We start from the raw sequence: 13,825 nt of genomic DNA, 5'->3' as shown, positions 1-13,825 counted from the left end.
AAATAATACAAGCTTGCTTACAATCGACGCATGAAGAATACCAACTGGACCTTATATACGTGCTCGGGCGTGTGCGCGCTGATCATGCTCGATACCAACGTCGTGGCTGTCTCCTTGCCGTCGATCGCCCGCTCCCTCAACGCCAGCTTCGTCGACGTAGAATGGGTGGTCAGCGCCTACATGCTGGCATTCGCCTCGTTTTTGCTGCCCGCCGGCAGCGTCGCCGACCGCCTGGGACGGCGCAAGGTCATGCTGTTTGGCCTGACCGTGTTTGCGCTGGCGTCCCTGCTGTGCGGCCTGGCCTGGACGCCGTTCGTGCTCAACGTGGCGCGCGCCATCAAGGGCCTCGGTGCCGCGCTACTGCTGACGTCCGCGCTGGCCGTCATCGGCCACACGTTTCATGCGGAAAAGGAGAGGGCGCGCGCCTGGTCCGTGTGGGGCGCGGCCATGGGCGTGGCCATGACGGTGGCGCCGCTGCTGGGCGGCCTGATCACGAGCGCCATCAACTGGCGCTGGATTTTCTATCTGAACCTGCCCGTCGTCGCCATCCTGATGTGGCTGGTAGGCAAGCATGTGGAAGAATCGAAGGATGCCTCCAACGCCAGTTTCGACCCGCTGGGTGCGGCGCTGTTTTCCGCCGGCCTGTTCTGCATCATCTGGGGCTTGATCGACGCCAGCGTGGCGGGCTGGTCCAGTCATGCCACCGTGCTGCGCTTCTTGGCGGGCGCGGCGCTGCTGGTGGTGTTCGTGATGGTGGAACGGCGCCAGCGCGCGCCGATGGTCGATTTGTCCCTGTTTGGCCGGCGCGTGTTTGTCGGCGCCGTGCTGGGCATGTTCGGCTACGCCATCGCCGCGCAAGTGATGATGACTTTTTTACCCTTGTACCTGCAGAACGCCTTCGGCTTTTCCGCCGTGCTGGCCGGCTGTGCCATGCTGCCGTTTGCCGTGGCCATGGTGGTGCTGTCGCGCCTGGCACCGCGCGCCATGCGCCGCTTGGACGACTGCGGCATCCTGGTGACGGGTCTGTTGATCGTCGCCGTGGGCAACGTCGCCACGGCGCTGGCCGCCGCCAGCTTGCAGTATGGCCTGGTGGCGGCTGGCATGGTCGTCACCGGCGCAGGCGCGGGATTGCTCAACGGCACCACGCAAAAAGCCATCCTCGCCTGCATTCCCCGCGAGCGCACGGGCATGGGGTCCGGCATCAGCACCACCACGCGCTTTGTCGGCATCGTGCTGGCCGTGGGTGCGCTGGGCGCCGTGCTGGCCATGCGCACGGCCGCCTCGTTCGAGAAACTGGCGTGGCTGCACGGCTTGAAGGCCTCGCCCGAGATGATAGGGCGCATTGTCGCTGGCAACGCGGCCGAAGCCTTCGGCCAGCTGCCGCCCGCCATGCAGGCCGTGGCGCAGGAAGCGGCCCGACACGCCTTCATCGACGGCTTTGCCAGCGTGCTCCATCTGGCGGGCGGACTGGCGGCTGTCGTGGCGGCGCTGGTGTTTGTGCTGGCAAGGCCGGTGCAAAAAATGGAAAAAGTGTAACTCTTCAGCAATATTCGAGTACACGGCCTCTGCTTGTAATATGATGCCATCGAGCAATACATGGCAATCATATAACACGACCAATTAAGAGCGCCGAACAGAACCGTAGCGAGCGGCAGTGAGTTGTGGCTGAGAAGCGGAGCTGTGCGAATGCACAGTGAGCATCGGAGGCCGCAAATCGCGACGCGCAGTAGGTTATGTTCGGTGCGGGAGGAGCGCATGCGCAGAAAACGCATTATCATCACCAGCGTGCTGGTCGCAGTCATCGGCGTCGCCGTTCCCCTGAGCCTTGCCTTTTACCTGTCGTCCGTGCGCGCCGTGCAGGGCGAGCAGGAACGCCTGCGCCTGCTGGCAAGCTATGCGCTCGAGCGCGCCCACCGTTCCATCGCCTCGGCCGGGGTCGCCCTGCGCAGCGCCGATGCCCTGGACTTGGCGCCGTGTTCGGAAGCGCATATCCAGCAACTGCGCCGCATCACCATCACCACGCGCAGCATCGACGATATCGGCTATGTCGAGAACGGTTTGCTCAAATGCACGTCCACGGGCATGGAGGACGAGCGCATCGCCATCACGCCCGCCGACTTCACCATGAACAATGGCATGGGCATCGATTTCAACCTGCGCCCCGCCGTCAGCGGCGGCAAGCGCATGGTGGGATTGACTTACCGCGCCTATAAAGTGCTGATTGATCCCGTGCGCTTTTCCGACGTCATCATCGACAGCGATATCCAGATGGCCGTGGCCATCGGCAAGGAAGGCGTGCTCGACACCTTGCACCATCCCGACCCCGCGCTGGTGCAAACCTTGCTCGCCGGCCAGCCGGCGGCGGACGGCGCGCCGCAGGACGGCAGCATCCATGCCATCCTGTACCGCGATGGCTTGACGGCCGTGATGATCGAGCCGCGCAGCAAGCTGAACGACAGGTTGCGGCGCGAACAGTTGCTGCTCTTGCCGCTGGGCCTGCTGATGGCCGCCTTCATCGTCGGCATCGTCGTGTGGCTGTCGCGCCGCCGCCTGTCCCTGATGGGGGAACTGAAGATCGCCATCGAGCGGCGCGAATTTTTTGTCCATTATCAACCCATCATCGCCCTCGACACGGGCGTGTGCGTGGGCGCCGAGGCGCTGATACGCTGGCGCCGCCCCGACGGCAGCATGATACGGCCCGACCTGTTCATCCCCGTGGCCGAGGAAGGCGGGCTGATTTTGCCCATCACCGACCAGGTCATCGATTGCGTCATCGCCGACATGCGCGCCGCGCTGCTGGCCGACCGCGCACTGCACATCGCCATCAACTTGTGCGCCAGCGATATCGAAACGGGCAGGGTACTCGACGTGCTGGAACGCTCGCTGGCCGGCACCGGCATCGAGGCGCAGCAGATTTGGCTGGAAGCCACGGAGCGGGGCTTCATCAACGTGGAAGCGGCCCGCGCCACCATCGAAAAGGCGCGAGCGCGCGGCCATGCGGTGGCCATCGACGATTTCGGCACAGGCTATTCCAGCCTCTCCAGCCTGCAAAACCTGCCGCTAGACGCCCTCAAAATCGACAAATCCTTCGTCGACACCATCGGCACGGACGCCGCCACCAGCAGCGTCACGCCGCACATCATCGCCATGGCCCGCACCTTGAACATGCTGATCGTGGCCGAAGGCATTGAAACGCAGCAGCAAGCCGATTATTTGCTGGAGCGCAAAGTCGAATTCGGCCAGGGCTGGCTGTTTGCGAAAGCGCTGCCGGCCTTGGAGTTCCTTGCCTTTTACGAAACCCGCCGCTTGCCATTGTCGACATGAAACCAGCACGCTTGCCCTATCCCTTGCAGCCGCTGCGCGTACCGGGCGGCTGGCACCTTACCGTCAACACCCTGTTCGAGGTGGACCCAGGCCCGGATACCATGCAATGGTTCAGCAGCGCGCTGCTGCTGTGGGGGCATTGCCGCGAGACGGGCTACTGCTTCAATTCGCACTTCGAGCCGGAAGATGATCCGAACGGCGAATTCGTGCTGGAGATGGGCAAGATGGAATACGACCGCCACGGCAAGATCGTCCAGGGCAGCGACGCCTTCCTGGGCGAGTTTCGCACGCGCAGCAAGGCAGCGTTTGTCGAGCGGGTCGAGCAGTTCATGCAAGACCCGGCCGCCTGAGCGCTACGGTTTGCGCGGCAAGACCACGTCCTGCCCGCCCTGTTTGAGTACGGCGCCGGCGATCTTGCCTGCAGCATCGCGCGTAAAGGCCAGTTCCGCCTCGATGGCGCGGAAGAAAAACTGGTCTTTCGCGCTGGCAAACAGGGGCGCCGAGCCGACACCCGTGCCGGCCGCTTCCAGCCCCTGCTTGCCCAACGACACCGTCAATGTGAAATTCTCGCCTGGGGAATGTTCGAGCACATATTTGGCCACGTATTCAGCTAATGTTGCGCGCGGCAGCTCGATGGCGGCTTGCGGCTTTTTCAGCGGCGGCAATGGCGTGCCGGGCAGCAGGGCGGACAGGCCCAGGGCGTCGACATCGCGCGCCGTGTTCGTCAGCACCATCACGCCCCGCTTGCCGTCCGTGGTGAACGCCGCATAACTGGCGTAGCCGCCCGTCTGACCGCTGTGCCAGGCGTAGGCATGACCCTGTTGCTGTTCCAGCAACCAGGCGAGGCCGATTGTCGTGTCGCTGTCCGGCGCCAGCGGCCGCTGCGGCTGTATCGCCAGCGCATACGGGCGCAGCGGCTTGAACATATACGCTTGCAGGTAGGAAATCATGTCGCGCGCGCTGGAATACACGCCGCCGGCCGGCGCCACCACATTCAAATCCCAAGCGGGCGTAGGTTCGCCCGACAGTAAATGGCCGGGCGCCAGGCGCGCCAGCATGCCGTGCGTGGGCTGGTTCGAGGTCGAACGCATGCCCAGCGGCACGGCGATGCGCTTCTGCAGCAGCGCTTCATAACTGCTGCCGGCCTGTGCGGCCAGGGCCGTGCCCAGCACGGCGTAGCCGATGTTGGAATAATCGAAGACACTGCCCGGCGCGCGGGGCAGATGGTAGGCGGCAAGAAACTGCCGTTGTTTTGCTGGCGTGTAATCGGCATACGGATTGGCCGGGTCTTTCGGTGCGAAGTTGTCGGGCAGGCGCGGTAGCGCAGAATAATGCGTTGCCAGGTCGAGCAGGCTGATTGTCTTGCCGTCGAAGGCGGGCACCGTATAGCCGGGCAATAATGTCGCTACTGGCTCGTCGAGTTTCACCTTGCCCTCGACGATGGCGTCGGCCAGCAGCAAGGCCGTCATGGTCTTGGTGACGGAACCGATCTGGTAGACGCTGTCGGCGCCCGGTGTGGCGTTCTTGCCTGCCTGCACGCTGCCAAAACCGTAGACGGCGCTGTGCTTGCCGTCGATGACGGCGATGACAATGCTGGCGTGCATGCCCGTGCGCGTGAGTTCTTCCGCGCGCTGGCGCACGGCGTCGTCCAGCACGGGCGCGGCCAGTGCAGCAGTGCCGGCGAGGCAAAGGGGGAGGAGGGCGAAAGTGGCTGTCATGGAAACCTTGTCCAGGGTGGATCGAAGGCACGCCGGCGTCTGGCTAAGGTGGCTGGCATGCCTAATGAAGGATACGACCCCAACATGAAGGCGGCCTGAGTTTTATGGCTGCCAGCATGCCAAGTCGTGCGCTTGCTCAATTTTCAGCCATCGGCGCTTCCAGCAAGGCCGCCAGCTGCGCCCGCATGTCGGCGGAAATGCATTGCTGCAATTCGCCACGCCGGCGCGCATCGGCGCGTTTCTTTGATGGTACGTCGGCCAGGTCCGGCGCCCGGCAGGGCGCGCAGGGCAAGTGATAATTACCATCGCGCATGCGTAAGGCATGCAATTCCTGCCATGCCAGGTCGTAATCGGCGGCGATATGGCGGCGGCGCCGCGCATTCAGGGCGATGCGGTTGTCATTGCTGATCAAAAACAGGTTATTACAGGCAAAAAAATCACCGAAATCGCGTAGGGCCGCGACCATCAGGTTTTTCGGACGGCAACCGTGCAGCGCCCGCGTGGCTCCCTTGACAGCCAGCTTGCCGGCCTCGGAGCGCAAGCCTTGCAGCGCACCCAGCTGCAAGGAGACGCCATCGGCACGCGGCACAAATAGAAAGCTGGCCAGGTACAGGGGCTGGCCAGCGCGCGTCAGGCGCAGGCACAGTTCGCCTTCGCGGTAGCTGTCGTGGATGGCCGTCAGCTGCAAGCGATACGGCGCCCCGTCCTTGCCTTCGAACGCAGCCAGCACCACGGGTTGGCGCGCGGCACGCTCGACCAGGGCGCGCGCGCCCGCTTGCCACAGGAAGCGGTAATGCCCTTCCAGCAAGGCCAGGCGATCCGTGCAGCCCAACTGGCGCGAGGCGTAAGGACGGTAAATCTTGAAACGCAAGCAGGGATGCAGCTGCGCCAGTGAGGTCATGCCAGGCATGTTGCCCAGGAAGGCTTGCCAGCGCGTGCGCTGGCGGGGAAAGAAAAGGGCGCCCAGCGCCGCTTTCAGGCGGTGGCCTCTGGCGGAATGTGGTGGTACGGCGGGTAGCACGGCGGGCGGCACGGCGGCGCCGCGGCGCAAGGTTAAAGCGATGTCATTCATGGTTCTGCCGGAAAATGGCAGGCGCTGCACAATGAGAGCCTTGCCAATCTGAATGCTACGCGGGCCAGGTGAAGTTCATATTAAGAAGCTGGCGATACATCCAACGCGTTCAAGACGCGCCGGGGCGCAGAAGTGCTAGCATTGGACACCCCGGCATCGCGCAAGCGCATATGGGCACAGACAGGTCAGGAAAGAGATCACAGCCATGAAAAAAGCAGAGCCAGACACGCAGTCCGGGGAGAGCGCGGTGGGCGGCGAGTCCGCTACCCGCCAGATCGACGCGAAAATCGCCTCCCTGGCGGATTGGCGCGGCAAAACGCTGGCCACGGTGCGCGCGCTGATCCACCAGGCGGACCCGGACGTGGTCGAAGAAGTCAAATGGCGCGGCGTGCCCGTCTGGTCGCATGCGGGCATGATTTGCACAGGCGAAACCTATCAACTGGCCGTCAAGCTCACTTTCGCCAAGGGCGCCACCTTGCCCGATCCGGCCGGCCTGTTCAATTCCAGCCTGGACGGCAACACGCGCCGGGCCATCGACATCCACGAAGGCGAGCATCTCGATGCTGCGGCGTTCAAGGCGCTGATACGCGCCGCAGTGGCAATGAATACGGCGCCCACACCAAAGCGGACGAACAATTGAGACATTAACTGTATATCTGGCACGACCCGGCCGAGCGCATGCTGGTCGCTTCCGGCATCGAATTCAAGGATTTTATCCTCGCCCTCGGCAAGGCGGACGGCATCGTGCTGCGCAAGGGCAGCGCCGGCACGGCCAGCAAGCCTGCCGTCTATCAGGTGCTGGCCCGGCAGCAACTGGCGGCCCTGACGCATGAGGATATGTATGCCTGGGGCAGTCATGCCTGGGCCGATTGGCAGGAGGATGGCCAGGGCAAGCCGCCCGCTTCGCTTGATGCGGACGTGGCCGCGCTGCTCGACCACCGTGGCGCACTCGGGCCGCTTCCCGCCTTGCGCAGCCGCTTCCTCGCCTTTTCCCACGACGACGGCTGGTATTTGAAGCTGTTGTATGCGGCATGGGACGACGTGGCGGCGCTGCTCGCCGACGCCATCCCGCCAAGCTTGGGCACGCTCGATATGGACGCACTGCAACAGGGAGGCGACGGCTACTGGCTGCAAAACGGCGCGCTCCAGGTGGAGCGGAAAACCCACGATATCGACAGCGTGCTGAACCGTCGCCTGTAGCTGATGAGCAGCGCGCCAGCCATGAGCCTGATTCGTCGCTTTGCCAGCGCGGACACGCCGTCCTGCACCGCCATCCTGGCCCTGGCCGGGCGCGACACCTTCGGCCCTGTCGCCGACAGCGCCGCGTTCACGGCGGCGACGCAGGACGAAGAGATCTTCGTTGCCGAACGCGGCGGCATCGTCGTCGGCTTTGCCGCCGTACACACGGGCGACGCCCCCGACTACTTCCTGCACCACCTGTACGTGCATCCGGCGCACAGCGGACTGGGCATCGGCGCGCTACTGCTGGCGGCCGTGGTGGTGCGCTTCGGTCCCCGGTTGAGCCTAAAGACGCAGCTCAGCAATACGGGCGCGCGGCGCTTTTACGCGCGCGCGGGCTGGGTCGAAGAGGCGGCAGACAGCGGCGTGGACGCCATCGGTGCGTGGATAAGAGTGCGCTACCGTGCCAGGCAGGGACAGTGAAACGTCAGATGCTAGGTGGCGCGCAAGGCGACCATGGCGCTTCGCAAGCGCGCAGCATGCCGGCAGGAAGCGTTGCCTGCGCCGGCCGTTCGTGAAAATGCGCCGTGTAGCAGCCGCTACAGGCGCTAGCCAGCGCCAGTAGCTGTGCGCCGAGCGGCGTCAAAATGAAATGCTGGACATACTTGTCCCCATCGGACGTCATGGGACAGGGACTTAGCGCGGCAAGCCCTGAAAGCTGGCCAGGCCCGTCCTGGGGCCATCGTAGAGTTCCCATACCATGTAAACAGGTTCAAACATCGCGTTGCTCCTTGCCATCCATGAGCAGGCCCAGCCTGGCCGCCATGCCGGCATTTTCGCGCAGCAAGCCGTCGCGCTCCTGCGCCAGGCTTGCCGCCTTCAGTTGCGACGCTTGCGCATTTTCCGCCAGCATGTCGAGCTGCAGGTCTTGCGCGGCCAGCGCCACCTTGGCATCGTTCAGCGCCAGCATGGACGTATCGAGCTTGGCCAACAGGGCGTCCGCCGACGCGGCCGCCTGCAGATATTGAAATTCAAACTGGTCGCGCTCGGGACGCACGGTGGCCAGCGCTTCGCGGTCGGCGGACGCTTCGCCGGATAAACGCGTTTGCTCAGCCTGCAGCTGCGCCAGGCGCATGTCTTGCTGCACCAGGGTCGCTTGCTGACCCTGCAAACGCTGCTGCAACTGGGCATTATCCTGCTCCAGCCGGCTGATCCGCTGCTGCGCCTGGGCGCGTTCTTCGCTGCGCTGGGTAGCGGCCGCTTCCTGGTAATGGTCGAACTGCGAGCGCACCTGCGCCAGTTGGCGGTTCAAGGCGGCGATTTCCTCGCCCCGGTCGGCCAGGCGTTGCGTCAAGCCCGCGTTGTCGCTGTGCAAGGTGGCCAGGGTGACGGCGCGAAAATGGTGCTCTTCCTTCAGTTGCGCCAGCGCGTGCTGGGTGCCGCGCAATTCCTGGGTGAGGGCGGCGCGCGTCTCCGCCAGCTTCAGCCGTTCCGTTTCCGTCTTTTTCAGCTTTTCCAGCGCCGCGTCGCGTTCGGCGCGGTTTTGCTGCATGCCCGTTTCCAACTGCTGCGCCACGTCGCGCTGCTGCTTGTCATACACGCCGCGCATCGCTTCCATCAGCTCGGCTGGCAAGCCTGCCTCCGTTTTCACGGCGCCCGCGCCCTGGAACTCCTCCTTCCAGCGCTTGAGCAGGGGCGCGATGGTGCTCTTGCTGCCCGTGCCACCCAACGCTTCGCGCACATTGTCGACCGTGGGGTTGCGCCCATCGGCAGCGACGATTTGGGCTGCTTTCATAACATCAGAGTACAGAATGCCGGTGCGGGCCATAAAACCACCTATAAGCGAAATTTAGTAACGTATTACATAATACGTAATATCAAATAATATTACGATATAAATTTTGATGATTATTAAAAAATATAAGCTGTGATAAGATTGCTTATCGCGTGTTATGGGGGTGGTTTGCATGCTATTCTGTGATCCTCCCAGTACAAAACCGCGATTTCGCCACCGCCATGCCCGATTTACACCTCTCGAAACGCCGTGTCACCGTGCCGAAAAACGCCGCCATCGCCGCTGCCCCGTTACACGGCGCCCTGATCGATGCAGAGCTGGCCGCACGCCACCAGGCTTTCCTGGCCGCCGCCACGTCGGACAACACGCGCCGCACCTACCGTTCCGCCATCCGCCACTTCCAGGTGTGGGGCGGGGCGCTGCCCGCCGACGAGTCCACCGTCATCCGCTATCTGATGGCGTATGCGGATAGCCTGAACGCCCGCACCCTGGCCCTGCGTCTGACGGCCCTGTCGCAATGGCATGTGTACCAAGGCTTCGCCGACCCGGCGTCCACGCCCACCGTGCGCAAGACCCTGGCCGGCATCGCCCGCCTGCACGGCAAGCCGAAGAAGAAGGCTAAGGCTTTGCCATTGGAAGACCTGGAAGTTATCGTGACCAAACTGGCCGCGCTGGGCAGCGTCAAGGCCCTGCGTGACAGCGCCTTGCTGCAACTGGGATTTTTTGGCGGTTTTCGGCGCAGCGAACTGGTGGGATTGACACTGGAAGACGTGAGCTGGGAGCCGCAGGGCATGGTAATTACCTTGCCCCGTTCGAAAACGGATCAATCGGGGGAGGGCATCGTCAAGGCGATCCCGTTCGGTGACGGCGTCTGCTGTCCGACCACAGCCCTGCGTACCTGGCTGGCCGCGGCGCATATCCGTACGGGGCCGCTCTTGCGCACCGTCAATCAGTGGGGCCATGTGAGTATGAAAGCACTGCACCCGGGCAGCATCAGCACGATACTCGAAGGCTGCGCCAGGCTGGCACAGCTCGATTACGTGCCGGAATTGTCGAGCCACAGCCTGCGCCGCGGCATGGCCACCAGCGCGCACCGGGCGGGCGCCGATTTCCAGGCCATCAAGCGCCAGGGCGGCTGGCGCCACGACGGCACCGTGCACGGCTATATAGAAGAGGCGGGGCGTTTCGAGGAAAATGCGGCGGGGAGTTTGTTGAAGGCGAAGAAGAAGGCAGCGGGCTGAGGCGCCCTACAGCAACTTGCAGGCATTGGTCTGGCCGCGAATAGCATTGACAGCCTAATGCTCATACCATGGTTTTGCATGTCCGTTTCCGCCCCATAGCAGACATTCGAGGTAGGTCTCACGCTCGAGCCGAGCAGCACGTTGCTTTACTGTGTGGAAGATGCGGTTAAGTATCACTTAGTCCCAGCGACGAGAAAAAGCTGCCATGTAAAGGTCGCAGCACACGCGCCGAAGAAGAATACGCACAGCAGGCCAGTTATCCATTCGTCGAAGAACAAAGCCATAGCGCCGCCAGCGAACACGAATAAGCAAGAAATAATCAGGAATATCCAGAGTATCGGACGGCCGATTGATAGGGAGTGCGCTGCCATGGCTATGCGCCGTTGCATTGGTGTTGGGCGAAGCGGCTTTTCGGTCTTTGGCAGGCCAATGGAGAACAACCAGAATAGAACGTAATTAAAGGATACAAAGGCCACAGCAAAGGTGACAAGATTCGGCATTGTTACAGTAATAAGAGGTATGAACCAGAGCGCGCTGAGGGCCAGACCGTAGAACGCGAGTTGAATCCAAGCGCGAGAAGCACGCTGCTGTGCCGACAACAAATAGCATGGGCCGCTAGCGCCCCATAGTCGAAAGATATACCGCCCGTCCGGTAGTTGGGGTGAAAAGGTGCTGGCGACAAATTCTAAGATGGTCATAGGTGCGCAATGGTAGAAAAAACTTTAAGAAATTTCAAGGTACATCGACGACCGCTACTGGCCGACAGCGGCCGGCCAAAAATGGCTCACTATATGGCGCTATTGCTCCTTTGGCAAGCAAGAGGCGAACAAGTGGCTTTACGAGGCGTTCTAAGACAGCGACTTTATGAAGTGAATGCGCTCCCTGGCCGAGTCGCCAAAATGCTCCACCAGCCGTATCTGATATCCATTGCGGATCAACAAGCGCAGCATGGCGGGATAGCGGTTCATCGATTTCACCGTGACAGCCGCAAAGCCGCGTTCTTTGGCCCTGGCTTCCTGGGCTTCCAGCAGCCGCTGCGCCAGCCCCGTCTTGCGGTGCGCGGGCAGCACGCCGCCGAGCCAGCTATACAAAGAGCCATCCTCGGCGTCATGCCCAAGCTTGAAACCGACGGGCTGGCCGTCCGCTTCCGCGATGAGCACCAGGGCGCTGGCGGGCAGCCGTGCCTGCAGCTGCGCCAGGCTGCGCCGCTGGTCGAACTCGGGTATCGCCTGCAGCACGTGCCACGCTTCAGTTATGCTGCCGAGTCGAATCATGCGGTCGCCTGCTCCCGGGCGGCGGGCCGAATGATCATGCAGGTGGCCGTCGCGTGCGCGTACACCTTACCGGCCTCGTCGCGGATCGTGCCTTCGGAAATGACCAGGTTGCGCCCTGCATTGATGACTTTGCCTTCCGCGTAGACCGTGACGTTGAAGGGCAGGGGGCGGCACATCTTGATGTTCAGGTCCGTCGTGCCGTAGCTTTCGCCAGCCGGCAAGACCGTGTGCGTGGCGCAACCCGTGACCGTGTCGAGCACGGTAGCGGCAAATCCGCCGTGCACGCCGCCCATGGGATTGGTGTGCGTTTCATTTGCCGTCGCCGTGAAGATGACACGGCCATGCTCGACCGTTTGCGCATCCATGGGCATGGTCTTGGAAATGCCGGGCCGTGGAAACAGGCCTTGCGCGAAAGCTTGCATTAGTTGCAAGCCGGTCATGTCTTTCGGGTGCATGGGTAACTCCTGTGGTGGTGATGTTGGGATGAGTCAAACGTCTTGCTGGAAACGCAGGCGCGAGGCATGCAGCAGGAAGCGGGCGACGATGGCCAGTTCTTCTTCGCTGAAACCCGCTTTCAGTTGTTCATTCAGGCTGTCGAGCAGGGGCAGGGCGGCGGCCAGCACCTCGCCGCCCTTGGCCGACATGTGCAAGGTACCGGCGCGCGCGTCGAGCGCCGACTGGCCACGCACGATGAGGCCGTTCTCTTCCATGCGCGCCACCAGGCCAGTGACGGCCGAGTTTTTCAATTGCAGCGCCCGCCCCAGATCCTTTAATTGGCAACCTTCCTCGCCCTTCAGGGCAAACAGGGCGACCACTTGCGTGCCGGAAAAGCCCAGTTCGCTGGTGAACACGGCATCGGCCGAGCGAAACAGGTTCTGGCGCGACAGGTTGAGCAGGTTAAACAGACGCGGCGAGCGCTCGCCCAGCGGGCAGGCGGCTGCGGTATCGGGAAGGTCTGGCTGGGGGGAAGTATTGGTACGCATACGAAGTATACTACTACGTATGCGTAATAAATCAAGCGTCTATTGTTAGTCGCGCTGGTGGCGCCCCACATAGCGTGCACGCGGCCGTATCAGGGTCGCACCGGCGGCCTGCTCGGCGGCATGCGCGACCCAGCCGGCCGAGCGGGCCAGCGCAAACACGCTTATGCCCGCGCCCTCGGGCCAGCCGAACGCCAGCTCCATGGCCGCCAGCGCTAAGTCGGCATTCGGCTTGGCGCCGAGCAATTCGCCCGCCGTGGCGCACGCGGCCAGGATGGCGCGCAGTTGCGGGGGTTCGTGCGACAGCGTCGACAAGATTCCCAACAAATATGCGGCGCGCGGGTCGCCGTGCGGATACAGGGGATGGCCGAAGCCGGCGAATTCCGGTGCGATGCTCGCATAATAATTGCCGATGGAATCTCTGGCGTCCTTGGCGTCTGGCGCGGCCAGCGCCTGCGTCAACATGCGCCGGGCCGCCGCGCTGCCGCCGCCGTGTCTGCCACCGGACAGGGCTGCCAGCCCCGCGCCCAGCGCAGCGGGCAGGCTGGCGCCCGTCGAGGCGACGCAGCGCACGGCAAAGGTCGACGCGTTCAATTCATGGTCGGCCAGCAGCACGAGCGCCGCGCGGATCAATTCAGTTTGTTCCGCGCCGGCTTGCCAAGCCTGGGCCAGCTGCCGGTGCAGCGGCAGCGAGGACGGCGCCGTCTGCAGCAGAGCGGCAGCCAGGATGCGCATCAGTGCGGGGCCGGACTGCAGCGAGTGCACAATGTCCGCTGTTGTCAGCATGGCCATGGCCAACATGGCGCGCATCAAGGGCGGCGCGTCCGGCGCGCCGGCCAGCCCTTGCGGCAGGGCAGGCGCGTCTTGCTGAAAATAGTCACTTACGCCATCGTCCCACAGCAGGCCGGCGGCCGCCTCCAGGCTTGCATGCTGCGCCAGCGCCGTCGCATCGCAGCCGCGGTACAGCAATCGTCCGTCAGCAATATGCGAAATCTGCGTCTCCAGCACGGGCAAGCCCCAGTGCATGGCGGCCACGGCCGTCTGGCCGCCCCGTTTGGCGTCATTCTTGCGCGCCGCCAGCCGTAGCACGTCTTCCTGCGGATAGCGCTTGCGGCGCGCCGCGCCATTGCTGACGGAAGCCAGCAAGCCCCGGCTCACATAGGAATACAGAGTGGGCAGGCTGACGCCCAGCATGCGCGCCGCGTCAAGAGCGGACAGATCGTTGTTCATGGACGCCATTGT

General features: G+C 63.3%; 15 protein-coding genes. 7 read left to right on the top strand and 8 right to left on the bottom strand.

The annotated features are described in order from the left end of the window. Nucleotides 1–30: 30 nt before the first annotated feature. The 3 genes from ACP7DE_RS05305 to ACP7DE_RS05295 all read left to right on the top strand — a co-directional run bounded on the left by ACP7DE_RS05305 (nt 31) and on the right by ACP7DE_RS05295 (nt 3,674). The gene (locus ACP7DE_RS05305) at nt 31–1,536 is read left to right on the top strand and encodes an MFS transporter (protein ID WP_426071091.1); all 1,506 of its coding nucleotides are present in this window, start codon (nt 31–33) and stop codon (nt 1,534–1,536) included. A 219-nt stretch (nt 1,537–1,755) separates the two neighbouring features. Then, a complete protein-coding gene (locus ACP7DE_RS05300) occupies nt 1,756–3,324 on the top strand; it encodes an EAL domain-containing protein (protein WP_426071090.1) in 1,569 nt (522 codons plus the stop codon). Then, entirely contained in the window at nt 3,321–3,674 is a 354-nt protein-coding gene (locus tag ACP7DE_RS05295) for a hypothetical protein (protein ID WP_426071089.1), read from the top strand. Before ACP7DE_RS05300 ends, ACP7DE_RS05295 begins: the two co-directional genes overlap by 4 nt. 3 nt (nt 3,675–3,677) lie before the next feature. Here the strand turns inward: ACP7DE_RS05295 and ACP7DE_RS05290 are convergent, their stop codons facing one another. Both ACP7DE_RS05290 and ACP7DE_RS05285 read right to left on the bottom strand, forming a co-directional pair. Then, nucleotides 3,678–5,042: a serine hydrolase domain-containing protein gene (locus ACP7DE_RS05290; protein WP_426071088.1), complete on the bottom strand. Its 1,365-nt coding sequence runs from the start codon at nt 5,040–5,042 to the stop codon at nt 3,678–3,680. Between the two features lie 136 nt (nt 5,043–5,178). Then, nucleotides 5,179–6,114: a VirK/YbjX family protein gene (locus ACP7DE_RS05285; protein ID WP_426071087.1), complete on the bottom strand. Its 936-nt coding sequence runs from the start codon at nt 6,112–6,114 to the stop codon at nt 5,179–5,181. Nucleotides 6,115–6,319: 205 nt separating this feature from the next. Between ACP7DE_RS05285 and ACP7DE_RS05280 the strand changes: the two genes are divergently transcribed. From ACP7DE_RS05280 to ACP7DE_RS05270, 3 genes are read left to right on the top strand one after another with little or no spacing between them, the layout of a single operon-like run. Beyond that, the gene (locus ACP7DE_RS05280; RefSeq protein WP_426071086.1) at nt 6,320–6,754 is read left to right on the top strand and encodes a DUF1801 domain-containing protein; all 435 of its coding nucleotides are present in this window, start codon (nt 6,320–6,322) and stop codon (nt 6,752–6,754) included. Between the two features lie 38 nt (nt 6,755–6,792). After that, nucleotides 6,793–7,314: a hypothetical protein gene (locus ACP7DE_RS05275; protein ID WP_426071085.1), complete on the top strand. Its 522-nt coding sequence runs from the start codon at nt 6,793–6,795 to the stop codon at nt 7,312–7,314. Nucleotides 7,315–7,335: 21 nt separating this feature from the next. Further along, nucleotides 7,336–7,776 carry a GNAT family N-acetyltransferase gene (locus ACP7DE_RS05270; protein ID WP_426071084.1) on the top strand — a complete coding sequence of 147 codons (441 nt, stop codon included), beginning with the start codon at nt 7,336–7,338 and terminating at the stop codon, nt 7,774–7,776. Between the two features lie 289 nt (nt 7,777–8,065). Here the strand turns inward: ACP7DE_RS05270 and ACP7DE_RS05265 are convergent, their stop codons facing one another. After that, nucleotides 8,066–9,088: a DNA-binding protein gene (locus ACP7DE_RS05265; RefSeq protein WP_426071083.1), complete on the bottom strand. Its 1,023-nt coding sequence runs from the start codon at nt 9,086–9,088 to the stop codon at nt 8,066–8,068. A gap of 221 nt (nt 9,089–9,309) precedes the next feature. On the opposite strand from ACP7DE_RS05265, the gene ACP7DE_RS05260 reads away from it, so the two are divergent. Further along, on the top strand, nt 9,310–10,329 hold the full coding sequence (locus tag ACP7DE_RS05260) for a tyrosine-type recombinase/integrase (protein ID WP_426071082.1): 1,020 nt from the start codon (nt 9,310–9,312) through the stop codon (nt 10,327–10,329). A 173-nt stretch (nt 10,330–10,502) separates the two neighbouring features. Here ACP7DE_RS05260 and ACP7DE_RS05255 read toward each other — a convergent pair whose 3' ends face one another. From ACP7DE_RS05255 to ACP7DE_RS05235, 5 genes are all read right to left on the bottom strand, one after another. After that, nucleotides 10,503–11,027, bottom strand: a complete 525-nt coding sequence (locus ACP7DE_RS05255) for a hypothetical protein (protein ID WP_426071081.1) — start codon at nt 11,025–11,027, stop codon at nt 10,503–10,505. Between the two features lie 150 nt (nt 11,028–11,177). Then, nucleotides 11,178–11,603, bottom strand: a complete 426-nt coding sequence (locus tag ACP7DE_RS05250; protein ID WP_426071080.1) for a GNAT family N-acetyltransferase — start codon at nt 11,601–11,603, stop codon at nt 11,178–11,180. Next, the gene (locus ACP7DE_RS05245; RefSeq protein WP_426071079.1) at nt 11,600–12,058 is read right to left on the bottom strand and encodes a PaaI family thioesterase; all 459 of its coding nucleotides are present in this window, start codon (nt 12,056–12,058) and stop codon (nt 11,600–11,602) included. The genes ACP7DE_RS05250 and ACP7DE_RS05245 overlap by 4 nt, the downstream gene beginning before the upstream one ends. Nucleotides 12,059–12,091: 33 nt before the next feature. Beyond that, entirely contained in the window at nt 12,092–12,586 is a 495-nt protein-coding gene (locus ACP7DE_RS05240) for a MarR family winged helix-turn-helix transcriptional regulator (RefSeq protein ID WP_426071078.1), read from the bottom strand. 45 nt (nt 12,587–12,631) lie between these two features. After that, the gene (locus ACP7DE_RS05235) at nt 12,632–13,813 is read right to left on the bottom strand and encodes a citrate synthase family protein (protein WP_426071077.1); all 1,182 of its coding nucleotides are present in this window, start codon (nt 13,811–13,813) and stop codon (nt 12,632–12,634) included. Nucleotides 13,814–13,825: the final 12 nt, after the last annotated feature.

Source organism: Janthinobacterium sp. DSP2-3-3, assembly GCF_049897325.1.
Taxonomy (GTDB): Bacteria; Pseudomonadota; Gammaproteobacteria; order Burkholderiales; family Burkholderiaceae_D; genus Janthinobacterium.
The sequence above is the reverse complement of the archived record's forward strand: the minus strand, read 5'-3'. Positions and strand labels throughout refer to the sequence as shown.